Raw genomic sequence first — 10620 nt, forward strand, 5'->3', positions numbered from 1 at the left:
ACGCGGATTGCAATGGCTCTTATGGGTCCGGACTACCACTCATCGGCGGACGCGACCGGGCGCGCTGGTGGGAACGCAATTGCAAGCAGGTACCGCCTGTGTTTGCGCGCCAAGATCGAGCGCGAGAGCGCTCGGCTTGCGTTGGTCAAGCAGCAGGTGAAGGCGATGGAGGCCGAGCGGCGCGAGGGCTTGGCCGGTGGCAAGCACCCGCAGGTGACGCAACTGGCCCAGTTGCGCGCCATCGGAGCCAAGGGCGCTTGGGTGTTGGTCAAGGAAGTGTTCGGCTGGCGCGCTTTGCCAACCGGCGCGAGCTGGCCGGTTGCCTGGGGTTGGCGCCCACGCCATTTGCCAGCGGCGACAGCCAGATCGAGCAGGGCATCAGCAAGGCGGGCAACAAGCGAGCACGACGATGCTGGTGGAACTCGCCTGGAGCTGACTGCGCCTGCAACCCGATAGCGCTTTGACCCAGTGGTTCAACCGGCGCTTCGCCGGCGGGGGCAGGCGCATGCGCAGAGATGCTATGTGGGACTACCCGAGCAAGACCCGTTTAGCTAAAACGGGATTTCCCTCAACTTCGTAGCAAAGGAGATGGAAATGTCGACAACCCAGACAGTCCCACAAGTCAAGGATACGGCGATCCAGGGCGAGCTGTACATGAGCTTTGAACTCGGCGACAAGCAGTGGAAGTTGACGGCGAGCGATGGTCACCGCGGGCCGAGCCGGTACAACGTGGATGCCGGCGACACGGCCGCGGTTGCGCATTGCATCGGAAAGGCCCGAGAGCGCTGCAAGCTCGAGTCGCAGGCCAAGGTGCACGCCTGCTACGAAGCAGGGCGCGACGGCTGGTGGCTGCACCGCTGGCTGATCGAGCAGGCTGTCGACAACATCGTGGTCGACTCCTCGAGCATCGAGGTGAACCGACACGCCAGGCGGGCGAAGACAGACTGTATCGATGGCGACAAGCTGCTGGCGATGCTGCTGCGCCATCATCGCGGCGAGCGTGTGTGGTCGGTGGTGTACGAGCCCACGCCCGAGGACGAAGACGCGCGTCGCACGCACCGCGAGCTTGCCCGGCTGACGCAGGAGCGCACCTCACACACGAACCGCATCAGTTCGTTGCTGGTGCTGCACAACCTGCGTCCGAAAGTCATCATCGGCGGGCGCGACTGGGCGCGCTGGTGGGGCCGCAAATGCGAGCAGGTGCCGCCTGCCTTGCGCGCCGATATCGGGCGCGAGAGCGCGCGGCTGGCGCTGGTCAAGCAGCAGGTGAAGGCCATGGAGGCGGAGCGGCGCCAAGAACTGGCAGATGGCAAACAGCCGCAGGTGGCGCAACTGGCGCAGCTGCGCGCCATTGGGCCCCAAGGCGCCTGGGTGTTGGTCAAGGAGGTGTTCGGCTGGCGGCGCTTCGCCAACCGGCGCGAGCTGGCCGGCTGCCTAGGGTTGGCACCCACGCCATATGCCAGCGGCGACAGCCAGATCGAGCAAGGCATCAGCAAGGCCGGCAACAAGCGAGCGCGCGCGTTGCTGGTCGAACTCGCCTGGAGCTGGCTGCGCTGGCAGCCCGGCAGCGCCTTGACCCAGTGGTTCAACCGGCGCTTCGCTGGCGGAGGCAAGCGCATGCGTCGCGTAGGCATCGTGGCCTTGGCGAGAAAACTGGCGATCGCGCTGTGGCGCTATCTGCAGTACGGTGAGATCCCGGCCGGGGCCTCGCTTAAGCCGGCCACTGCTTGAGGGTCCGTCTGGGTCCCAATGCACGGCTCGGCATGGAACGCATCATCATGATCAAAGGTCGACGCGCCCGCGATGCCCACGGGTCACTGCACAGAAGTGACCGTCTCAAGAGATTGGGCGCGCCGGTAACCGGGGTTTGCCAGTGCGCTTCGCGCGCATGCAGCATGAGGTGCAGGGTGTCCACGCCCTGGCACGGATAGAAGTTCGTCCGAGCACTGGCTCGAACGCTCGTCATACCCCGACCTCGGATCAGGATGCATCACCTATGCCCCCGCCAGTCGTCTCATCGGATCATCAACAACCGGGGCCGCAATGAAACACCGTGAACACCGTTGATAAAAAAGGCTTGACGAAAGAGTCCCCATAGAAGTGGGCATCGTCGCCTTGGCGAGAAGACTGGCGCTCGCGCTGTGGCGCGACCTTCAGTACGGCGAGATCCCGACCGGGGCCTTGCTCAAGCCGGCCACAGTCCCCCAAGCAGCCTGCTCTCCCGAATGGCGGCCGAGGAACGCATCATCATGATCAAAGGTCGACGCGCCCGCAACGACTGCGGGCCACTGCATCGAAGTGACCGTCCCGAAAGAAGGGGCGCGCCGGTAACCGGGGTTGCCAGTGCGCTTCGCCGCATGCAGCATGAGGTGCAAGGTGTCCCGCATCCTGCACGGATAGAAGTTCGTCCGGGCACTGGCTCGAACGCTCGCCACACCCGACCTCGGAGCAAGATGTGTCACCAATGCCGCCACGGCCCAACCCGCTCAGCAATACGAAGGTAGCCACCATGAAACGCCATTCAGATGTTGATTGAAAGACTTGACAAACAAGTCCCCATAGAAGCAGTCGTTCGAATCTACGATAGCGGGGTCGCCGTCAAGATGCAGCCGGCCTACGACTGCAGTACCTTCAGACCAGTCATTGGTACCGAGGTCTTCTTCTTCCCCCTGGGACGACAGGAAGCGGCATCACAGCGTGAGCTCGTCGAGCAACCCTCAAGGACAGCACCCGCTGCAGTGCCGCATTCGAAGCGAACGACCGGCTCCATGACAGAACAGTGCCGCAACCGTTCGTCGCCTACTTGGGCGGACGCAGGTATTTTGCAGCAGCCAACTCCCCTATTTGTTTCCCCATGGCGGTGCCAACCTCGGTTGAATTTCGGTAGTGCACACCGTCATAGATGCGAGCTGTGGCCACCTCCTGCATGAAATCGTCAATCGTCGCCCAGCTGCGCGTCACACCCTTGGCGGTCGCGCTGGTTGTTGTCAGTGGCGGAATGGGGCCCGACCCAACTTCGGCTTTCAGCACTGTGCCGACAGTGGCCGAGACAATGCAATGAGCGCACGGGTACTCAGGGTGCATGGGCGTGTCGATGAAGGGCGTCCACGACGGATCCCGCTCTGTCGCGTCGTTGCCGTCGATGTCGCCGTTGCGGATCGCGGTGACGGGTCGCCAGAAACTGTAGTAGTACTTGGCTTCAAACACGGCGATCAATGCATCGTCCGTGCCTTGGGTCACAGCCATGAAAAGGCGCGCGTTTTGCGTAGGTTCCCGTCCGGGCATGTTCGCGACTGAGCGCACGACCCCGTGGTAAATAGGCGGCATCGTATCTTCCCAGAAGCGGGCGATCTCTGTCTGTTCGGTTGTGCGTTGCGTGCTGGTCTTTCCGCCCACTGCCTTGATTTCGGCATAGTCGCGCGCCCACAGCTCACTCGTTAGCTTGGGGGGTGGGCCAGGACGGAATTGACTCGCGCTCGTCATCAACCACGGCTTGCGCTGCGGCCACTGCGAGGCCGCCGGAATAACCGTCGGCACGTAGACACCGGCGGTGGTGCGAGGCCTGTACGCCTCCGCCGCGCCTGCACCGTCGTCCGCGCGGGAAAACAAGACCGCAGACGCCACCTGCTCCCCCACGGCGATGCCCTGGCTCTTCGCCGGGCCGTCCGCAAGCGCTGCCAGCGCAGTCTGGTAGGCGCTGTCGATGGAGGCCTGTTGCGACGGCACGAGCTTCGTGAGAGTGGCGCGGTTGGCTGCCGCGATTGCAGCGTCAGTTGAGGCCCCGGACGCCGTCTCCAGCTTCTGACCGGCAGTCGGATAACGACCGGTAATGGCGTTCGCAGCGTCGTACACGGCTGTTTGGACAATGGCAAGCGTCCGGTTGGCTGCCGGAGGTCCCAATTTGGCCTCAACCACAATGTTGCCGGCCTTGATGCTCCAGTCCGTGACCGCATCCGCGCTCGCCGTTTCACCGGCAAGCAACACGACAGCTGCAACGAGCAAAGCCATCGACGTGGGCTTCTTTGTGCGGTTCATCGCAGCTTTCGATGTGAAGACCAAGCAGCCTACTGCCGATCACAGCTATTGTCATCACCCGCACGATGGATGCCAATGAGAAATGGCTTCGACGGCTGTAGCGGAAAATCAATCTGAAACCATCCTCGCGCGCCGTTACCCTGAGTCGACTACTCGCTCAGTCCCGGACCTACGTCGCGCAAGAATCAGTTGCCTTCGACCCCAGACTACGCAGCAAAGCGGCGTGCGACCATTGTCCGGCTCGCGCCATCGCAAGCATTACGAACAAAATCGCTTCAAGACTGATTGCGGCCACTCGCGCAGCGTCGCTCGAACGACGGTTCGAGAGGAAACCAGTCGTTGAGACGTACCGGGTGAGAGAGTCTTGCGCCAACAGCCCCCCTTTGCTGCTCAGCCAGCGGGATCGAACACCCTGAGGAACTCGCGTCGCGTCTTTGGCCCGTAGGTCCTGAAGTGAGGATCGGGTTTTTCCAGGTAGGCCATGCGCATCGGCGCCCAAGGGCGTTAAGCGAGCACCTGAATGACGGCCGCGGTTACAGTGCAAAGTGCGATTCGCTACACCCCACTCACCACGTCGTTTGCAGGAGGATGTCGATGTCAACACCCCCTTCGAGACGCTCGGCCTTTGCCGCAGTCGCTCTCACCGTCATCGTTGCCGGACTGCTGATTTTCGCCTACCAGGAGGGAGTGTTCAGCCGCCGGGACCACCTCTACGTCGCGGCGCCCGACGCAGCCGGAATCTCAAAGGGCATGCGAGTGACGACTCGTGGCGTCGTGATCGGGCGCGTTCGCAGCATCGCGCTGCCGCCCGCGCAGTCCAGTGACCAGGGCGCACGGATCGAATTGAGTATCGACCTGGAGCACATGGCGCAGATACCAAAGGGAACGCAGGCGAGACTTGTTCGCGAGCACCTGCTGATCGGCAAGCCGACGATCGACCTGGTGCCCCCGCCCGGCGGCGCGCAACCAGTGGATAGCGGCGATGTGCTGGCACTCGAGCGCGTCAAGCTTGGCGACCAGATCGTGCAGGAACTGCAAACCGCGCTGATGCCGGTGATCGCCGATGCGCGCGAGTTGACAGGGAACCTGAAGGACCCGAACGGCCCCTTCCAGCAGACGCTGAAGGCGGGCCAGGACCTTGCTTCGAAGATCCCCGAGATCGTCGAGAGGACGAACGTGGTGTTCGACCAGACACGCCAGACCGTCAAGGCCGTCGAGAGCGGCGCTGCGGCCACACTGGAAAAGGCCAACCACGCGATCGGGGTCGTGCAGCAGGGCGCGCCGGCGGTGATCGAGAAGGTGCAGCAGGCTGCGGCCAGCTCGCAAAAGGCCAGCGCCGACCTGCAGGCCATGGTAGAGAAGGCATCCGAAAAACTGCCCGGCGTGCTCGACCAGGTTCAGGCCGCGGCGACGCAGACCAACCAGATGGTCAGCAATGCGCGCCAGACCTGGCCCATCAGCATGCTGACCGGCACTGCCACCACGCCGCAGTCGCTGCCGATCGACAGCATCGGCGGGCTGCCGCTGCCGGGTGAGGCGCCATGAGCCGCGGGCGCCGATGGATCGCCTGTGGCCTGTGTCTCGTGGGAGCAATCTTGCTCGGGGCTTGCTCGACGCCGGCCGTGCGCTCCGCGGCGGACATCCGGGCCCAAGGCTACAACACGCAGGGCATGGATCGCTTCAAGGCGGGCGACCTGCCGCGAGCGCTGGTGTCCTTTGAGCAAGCACTCGAAGTCGGCCAGTCGATCGAGGACGACGATGCCATTGCAGCCACGCGTCTGAACCTGGCCATGGTCCACCTCGGCATGGGCCGACAGGACGAGGCGCTGAAGCAACTGGACCTGGTGATGGACGAGCGCCGCCTCGCGTTCAGCGCAGACCGACGTGCCGAAGCCGCATTGCGGCGCGCCATGGCCTTGCAAGCAAGCGATCGTGAAAGTGCCGAAAAATATCTCGACCGGGCTGGCGCGCTCTGCGGCGGCCATTGCAGCGCAAGGGGAAAGATACTCAACCTGAAGTCATATTTGGCGCTGGACGCGGGACGCGCCGAGGAAGCATTGCGACTCGCGCAGCAAGCCCAAGGCGCGTTGGACAAGAAAGATTCGCTGGAAAGGGCCAACGCGCTGCGGCTGCAGTCGGGCGCCTACATCGCATTGAAGACGCCGGCTGCAGCGGTACCGCTGCTTCACGAAGCCTTGAAGATCGACAAGGCCGCGGGGGCGAGCGAGAAGATCTATCAGGACCTGCTGCTGCTGGGGCAGGCCTCCATAGACGAGCCAGAGCGCGCCAAGGACTACTGGACCCGGGCTCACGACGTCGCGGTGGCGGCCAAGAACGAAGCGGGATCCCGGCGCACTGCGAAATTGCTGGCAGCCCCCACGCCCTAGCCCAAGGCGCGCGGCCCGGCGGCCGTGAAGGAGGCCGTACAGAAGCCCGGGAGGTTGAAGTTCAGGCGGCCTCAAACTCCCATTCGTAGTTGCGGTACTGGCTATCGTTCGTGGCTTTGATGGGGCCAAGGGACGGGACTGTCCCGCGGTCGCAGCGTGCCGTTGAGCACCGCCGTGCGAAGCTGGACCAGAGGGTAAGCACACTGTGCCGACCACCACATCTGCCGACTCTTGGTCATCCGAGCACTGACCAGCCCGTTGACCGCCCGCTCGACCGTCGCGCTGCTGATGACGAGACCCGTCACGGCCGACATCTGCGCAGCCCTGAACTTCACGGCGATGTGAAACCAATCCGTGGCGTATCGCATCCGTGCGCGCCGTTCAGCCTCAAGCTGCGGTCATCGGCTCGATGATGGCACGCACCTCGGTGCCCTTGCTGGCCGGAAAGCCGCTCAATGCGGCATGTTCGGCCGACGACTCGTGATCGGCAATGCAGACGCAAAAGGTCTTGTCTTCGACGACGCAGGACTGAACCCGCTGCCTCCCCGCCCTCGCAAGCAACGGTAGTCCTCCAGACGAGATCTTCAAGATTTCGGCCGCCCTGTCGCTGCTGGCCGAGGCCCTGCATGACCCAGGCGTCATGGTGCGCGCCGGGCTGCGCTACAGTGCGCAGCCCAACGCAATGCAGCGTCGCCATGAAGCAGAGGACAAGCGCTTTCACCCCATCATCTACGTGCGCGGATATGCGACGTTACGCGGGCGAAATGGACGACATTGCTGCCGACCCCTTCTGCGGCTTCAGTCTCGGCTCGACTGTCTACCGCGCGGTCGCAGATGAAGATGCCGCGCCGCTCAAGTTCGCATTTGAGTCGCCGCTCGTGCGCCTGTCGAGTGAGTATCAATACAAGGACGTCTATGAGATGGCTACGACATTCTGGACGACAGATGGCTCATCGACGATTCTGGAAGGACGACCGGCGGCACAAAGACAAACGGCACCGAAGGTGCCGTTGCCTGCATTCCTGCATGCAGTGAATGGCATTTGACGAGGCCTGTCCAGCTTGCGGCCCCACTGCCAAGAGGGAGGCGGCAAACTTCGCGAGATCTCCCGGCACGAACGTGGTCGGACAGATGGGGGTTTACTTCATTTTCAAGACGGGAAGGATCGTCATGTCAGACACGGGATCCAGCCAGGCCATCGACCAGAGGCAGCTGTCCGGCGGCATGCGGGTGGACTCATGCGTTGAGTGCAGCCGCTAGCACTGCCACCAACACCGACCCATGGAGCTCTCGGCATGCAATGGATAGAGGCCTTCGGCTATCTCGGCGCGCTGATGACGCTGGCCACCTTCTCGATGAAAACGATGCTGCACCTGCGCATGGTGGGCATCGTCACCAACCTGGCCTTCATCACCTATGGCGCGCTGGGCCACGTCTACCCGGTGATGCTGCTTCACCTGACGCTGCTCCCCTTGAACCTGTGGCGACTTTGGCAATTGTTGCGCCTCACGCGCCAGATCATGGAAGCCTCGGCAAGCGGGCTCTCGCTGGAATGGCTCAAGCCATTCTCGCGTCTCAAGGCTGCTCGGGCCGGCGAAACGCTCTTTCGCCAGGGCGACGATGCGGCAGAAGTCATGTTCGTGCTGGGCGGGCGCTTTCGCGCGGTGGAAGCCGACGTGGCACTCGAGCAGGGCGACTTCATCGGAGAACTGGGCCTGATCAACCGGGAGCGCAAGCGAACACAGACGGTTGTCTGCGAACAGGCCGGATCCCTTCTGCTGGTGACCTACGACGAAGTACGGCAGATGTATTTCCAGAATCCGAAGTTCGGCTTCTTCTTCCTCGAACTGGCGGCGGAGCGCTTGATGCGCGACGCAACGCGGATGGCACCCAGGCCAGTCCGCCCTTCATAGATCAGCCCCAGGGCGAGCGCGCCGACTGCTCCGCGGCTTGGGGCCGGCAAGCCAGCGAACCCCGCAAGCGTCACCAAATCACGGAACCCGCCCCGGCGTGACCGCGCTGTTGGCCAAGGGCTTCTATTGACGAGTGTGGCGAACACGCAGGGGGCCATGAACAGTCTGTCGCTCCGCCTCCAAGCCATGTCCGCTTCGATTGAAGGCCGACATTGAGGCAGGTGATCAAGAATGCCCGGTTGCAGTTTTTGGACGCGAGCGACCATTCTGGCTGCGCGTGCGCTCAACCTTCTTCTTTCGGCGGCGCAACCTGCGCACCCTCGATGCCGTGACGTGCCATGGCGTCGGCGACGAATCCTGACGCTTTCATCTCTTCAACGAACTCGCTTAGATAGTTGGCAGCTTCTATCCCCCTGCTGCGCGGTGTTCCCATCGCTTGCTGGATCACCATGAATCTGCCAGGCAGGAGTCGCAGCCCCTCCAACCTTGCTGCGTCGGACGCAAGCTGCTGACGCACACCTGCAGCCACGTCGGCGTGTTGAGCAAGAAACTCGTCAACAACCGCAGGTGACGTGTGGGCTCGAACGATCTGGGCGTTCTTGAGCTCGCGCGTCAGGTAGAGGTCGTATGCGCTTCCTTTGCCGACCATGATCCGAACGCCTTCGACATCCACTTGCTCGTTCGTTGCGATCCTTGAGTCTTCTCGCACGAGGTAGCTCCCTTCGATCAATATGTACGGAGCTGTAAACAGCAAACCTTCGCCGCGCAAGGGATCGATGGCGAAGAAGCCAACATCGGCCTGCTCGCCGGTGACAGCAGTCACTGATTTCCCAGCGGCATCGAACACCACTGGCTTCATTTCGCCCTGCAGGCGCTTGGCCAGTTCGGTCGCCAAGTCGACTGAAACCCCGGTCGCCCGAGAGTTGCCGGCATCCCAGCTTGCAAGGATGGGGTTGCCAAGATTGATCGAGGCACGCAGCACGCCACTTGGCATCAGTGCAGATCGGATAGCAGGAGGGACTGTCATGGGAGGAGGTCTTTCAAAAGAAGAGGTGTCACCGCTGCGCGCGGCGATCAAGTAGCCCGGAAAAGATGCCGCCCTCGGCCTCTCGGCACAGGTCGATGATCGTGGCCTGGCCAAGGCTCTGGGAGAACCACGCCGTGATTCCTGCGCTTTGTTCTCCGACGTAGACAGGTTGGTCTGCGTCGTCGAGCTGCATGGGGAGGTCATGTCCCGGGATCAGCAGCGTGCCGGGCGTGCGCCGCCACGTTTCCCAGATGCGTTCCAGGGTACTGATGCTTGCAGGGCGATCGCCGGTGTCGAGGACATCCATCGAGAGAAGTTCCGCGCGATTCTTGGCTGCATCGCCTGTGAACAGCACCGGCACTTCGCTCTCTGTGAGGAGAAACATCAAGTGGCCTGGTGTGTGGCCCCGGGAACAGATCGCAGTGAGGCCCGGCAAGAATTCGTCGCCCTCATCAATCAGGCCAACCCGATCGAGGCGCACAAGCTCCTGGACGTACAGTTCTGGCAGCGGGTCGAAGCCCGGTCGCGCCGCAGAAGCCCATTCAAGTTCCCTACGACCGACCCAGATCGTTGCGTTGGGAAACAGGGTGAAGTTGACCGCATGGTCGTAGTGCAGATGGGTAAGGATGACGTCGGTGATGTCTTCAGGCGCAACGTCGCGCTGTGCGAGTTGCTTCGCAAGCGGCTTGCGGACACCGAACGCACCCACGTCGAGGAGCATCGTAAGCCCGGCGCCGCGCAGAAGCGAAATGGTGCTCCAGCCAAGGCCTCCATGGCAGACAGCTCGCCCCGGAAAACCCTGAATCAGGACTTCGACGGTGTACACGGCGGCTACTCCGGCTTGATGTTTGCATCCTTGACGAGCTTTCCATAGCGGTCAAGGTCCGAGCGGATATGTTCGCCAAATGCGACGGACGTGCTTCCGACAATCTCGTAGCCACCTTCAGTCGCAAGCCTGTTTGCAACGTCTTTGAATTTGAGTGCCTTGGTCACCTCGTCGTGAAGTCGATCGATGATCGCCTGCGGTGTCTTCGCAGGGGCAAGCAGCCCCTGGAACTGGGTGATGTCAAAGCCCTTGTAGCCGATCTCCTGCATGGTCGGCAAAGAGGGGAGAGAAGATGCCCGACGTGGACCTGAAACCGCGAACGCCCTGAGCTTTCCGTCCTTGATGAACGGAACCGCCGTGACTACCGTGTCGAACGTGAACGAGAGCGTGCCGCCAAGCAGGTCGGCAAGTGCTGGGGCTGCACCCTTGTAA

General features: G+C 62.7%; 10 protein-coding genes. 6 read left to right on the forward strand and 4 right to left on the reverse strand.

Annotated elements, in window-relative coordinates; translation table 11 throughout:
- Positions 1 to 98: 98 nt before the first annotated feature.
- On the forward strand, positions 99 to 464 hold the full coding sequence (locus QTI66_RS34235) for a transposase (RefSeq protein ID WP_286564834.1): 366 nt from the start codon (positions 99 to 101) through the stop codon (positions 462 to 464).
- 130 nt (positions 465 to 594) lie between these two features.
- Positions 595 to 1731 carry an IS110 family RNA-guided transposase gene (locus QTI66_RS34240; RefSeq protein WP_286564835.1) on the forward strand — a complete coding sequence of 379 codons (1137 nt, stop codon included), beginning with the start codon at positions 595 to 597 and terminating at the stop codon, positions 1729 to 1731.
- A 1068-nt stretch (positions 1732 to 2799) separates the two neighbouring features.
- On the opposite strand, the gene QTI66_RS34245 is transcribed toward QTI66_RS34240, so the two are convergent.
- Positions 2800 to 4035: a vanadium-dependent haloperoxidase gene (locus tag QTI66_RS34245; RefSeq protein ID WP_286564836.1), complete on the reverse strand. Its 1236-nt coding sequence runs from the start codon at positions 4033 to 4035 to the stop codon at positions 2800 to 2802.
- A 594-nt stretch (positions 4036 to 4629) separates the two neighbouring features.
- On the opposite strand from QTI66_RS34245, the gene QTI66_RS34250 reads away from it, so the two are divergent.
- From QTI66_RS34250 to QTI66_RS34265, 4 genes are all read left to right on the forward strand, one after another.
- Positions 4630 to 5580: an MlaD family protein gene (locus tag QTI66_RS34250; RefSeq protein WP_286564837.1), complete on the forward strand. Its 951-nt coding sequence runs from the start codon at positions 4630 to 4632 to the stop codon at positions 5578 to 5580.
- Positions 5581 to 5618: 38 nt separating this feature from the next.
- Positions 5619 to 6422, forward strand: a complete 804-nt coding sequence (locus QTI66_RS34255) for a tetratricopeptide repeat protein (RefSeq protein ID WP_286564838.1) — start codon at positions 5619 to 5621, stop codon at positions 6420 to 6422.
- 764 nt (positions 6423 to 7186) lie between these two features.
- On the forward strand, positions 7187 to 7468 hold the full coding sequence (locus tag QTI66_RS34260) for a hypothetical protein (protein ID WP_286564839.1): 282 nt from the start codon (positions 7187 to 7189) through the stop codon (positions 7466 to 7468).
- Between the two features lie 249 nt (positions 7469 to 7717).
- Positions 7718 to 8335: a Crp/Fnr family transcriptional regulator gene (locus QTI66_RS34265; protein ID WP_286564840.1), complete on the forward strand. Its 618-nt coding sequence runs from the start codon at positions 7718 to 7720 to the stop codon at positions 8333 to 8335.
- A gap of 283 nt (positions 8336 to 8618) precedes the next feature.
- On the opposite strand, the gene QTI66_RS34270 is transcribed toward QTI66_RS34265, so the two are convergent.
- The 3 genes from QTI66_RS34270 to QTI66_RS34280 all read right to left on the reverse strand — a co-directional run.
- On the reverse strand, positions 8619 to 9362 hold the full coding sequence (locus QTI66_RS34270; protein ID WP_286564841.1) for an ABC transporter substrate-binding protein: 744 nt from the start codon (positions 9360 to 9362) through the stop codon (positions 8619 to 8621).
- 28 nt (positions 9363 to 9390) lie between these two features.
- Positions 9391 to 10188, reverse strand: coding sequence for an MBL fold metallo-hydrolase (locus QTI66_RS34275; RefSeq protein WP_286564842.1), 798 nt, complete (start codon positions 10186 to 10188; stop codon positions 9391 to 9393).
- Between the two features lie 5 nt (positions 10189 to 10193).
- Positions 10194 to 10620, reverse strand: a 427-nt coding sequence (locus QTI66_RS34280; RefSeq protein WP_286564843.1) for a Bug family tripartite tricarboxylate transporter substrate binding protein, incomplete at its 5' end; no start/stop codon positions are given.

Origin of the sequence: Variovorax brevis, from assembly GCF_030317105.1 — a bacterium.
Taxonomy (GTDB): domain Bacteria; phylum Pseudomonadota; class Gammaproteobacteria; order Burkholderiales; family Burkholderiaceae_C; genus Variovorax; species Variovorax brevis.

Excerpts from the sequence above, each read along its gene's own strand:
- QTI66_RS34245 (WP_286564836.1), bottom strand. The coding sequence starts at position 4,035 with ATGAACCGCACAAAGAAGCCCACGTCGATGGCTTTGCTCGTTGCAGCT.
- QTI66_RS34270 (WP_286564841.1), bottom strand. The coding sequence starts at position 9,362 with ATGACAGTCCCTCCTGCTATCCGATCTGCACTGATGCCAAGTGGCGTG.
- QTI66_RS34250 (WP_286564837.1), top strand. The coding sequence starts at position 4,630 with ATGTCAACACCCCCTTCGAGACGCTCGGCCTTTGCCGCAGTCGCTCTC.
- QTI66_RS34265 (WP_286564840.1), top strand. The coding sequence starts at position 7,718 with ATGCAATGGATAGAGGCCTTCGGCTATCTCGGCGCGCTGATGACGCTG.
- QTI66_RS34240 (WP_286564835.1), top strand. The coding sequence starts at position 595 with ATGTCGACAACCCAGACAGTCCCACAAGTCAAGGATACGGCGATCCAG.
- QTI66_RS34260 (WP_286564839.1), top strand. The coding sequence starts at position 7,187 with ATGGACGACATTGCTGCCGACCCCTTCTGCGGCTTCAGTCTCGGCTCG.